Below are 1,349 nucleotides of genomic sequence, written 5' to 3'. Positions count from 1 at the left end.
ATTAGTAAGCTGAATAGTCAAAGCATCAGTTTGTCAGTTTATAAGAATAAGAGTTTTGCCGATTCAGATTCGCAGAGTGCTGGAATTAGTCAAGCTGAAAGTATTAGTGCCTCAGATGCCAGTGAAAGCAGCATTAATGATTCGCAGAGTGTTTCGATCAGTAAATCAGTGAGTGCATGGTACCTGTCTGCTGGTCAAGACGTAATAAAAGAAAGTAAGCAGGCTTCTTTAACGAGTCTAGAGGATAGTCAGAATATTTCAACGGTTGCTTCACAGTCATATTCATTCTCAATTCATGCATCATTGAGAAAATCGACTGACATGAGTTTTTCAAACTCAGCCGCAACTTCGGCAATTACCAGTATGAAGGCTGAAGTCTTGAAATTGAGTCAGTCAATTAGTATTAGTAATTCGCTTAAGGATTCACAATTGACTAGTTTGAGTAATGTATCGCTGGCAGCTTCGGAGAGTATTTCTAATAGTATTAATGCCAGCTTAAGTGCTTCAGAAGTGACAAGCAAGAATTATGCTTCAACAGTTTCACGGTATCTGGACTTAAGCAGTAGTAACTCCTCGATGCATACAGTTGTTTCGAACAAGAACTCGAAATACGCTGCAAGTGCTTCAGCGCAAAGTTCAGCCTCGATTAGTGCAAGTTTGGCTGAATCACAGGGTAAGATCGCGGCAATTTCTAATTCGAATTCGGAAAGTTTGGTAGCTAGTTCACAAGCATCGAACGCAGCTTCAATTGCCTTAAGCAAGAATATCGCGGATTATAACTCTGCTTCAGCTTCTGCAGGCAGCTACATTAATTCGGCTAGTCTGTCGGCAAGCAATAACAGCACGAGTATGAATGAGAGCATGACTTCAGAAACAAGTCGGCTGCACGCATCGTTGACTTCACGGGGACAACAATTATCCGCCAGCATGCAAAACTCATTGTCAGAGGCTGGTAGTTTATCAGATGCCGCAACGCATTCAGAGATTGAAAGTTTGTTAATTGACAATTCGCAAATGAGTCAAAGTGCTAGTCAATCAGCAGCTGTTAGTCAAAGCAACAGTGTTTCCAAGAGTTTGCAGGATTCATTTACCTCAGCAATCAATGCTTCAGGTAATTCGAATGCTTCTGAAAGTCAAAGCAATAGTCATTCATTGAGTGACAGTAACTCGAAGATTAGCAGCGCTAGTCAGAGCTTCAGTACCTCGATCAGCGACAGTAACAGTACAGCTAGTCAAAGTACTTCCAAGAGTCAAAAAGACAGTAAGTCGATAGCTGATAGTCAAAGTGAAAGTTACAGTAATTCACTGAGTCAGAGCAACTCAGCAGCTGTTAGTCAAAGCAACAGTAT

Annotated in this window: 1 pseudogene; it reads left to right on the top strand. The window is 41.2% G+C overall.

The window, feature by feature from the left end:
• Positions 1 to 1,349 (top strand): annotated as a pseudogene (locus PT281_RS07780) (hypothetical protein); the annotation flags it as partial.

The sequence above is a fragment of the Lactobacillus sp. ESL0701 genome (assembly GCF_029433445.1).
Classification (GTDB): Bacteria; Bacillota; Bacilli; order Lactobacillales; family Lactobacillaceae; genus Lactobacillus.
The sequence above is the reverse complement of the archived record's forward strand: the minus strand, read 5'-3'. Positions and strand labels throughout refer to the sequence as shown.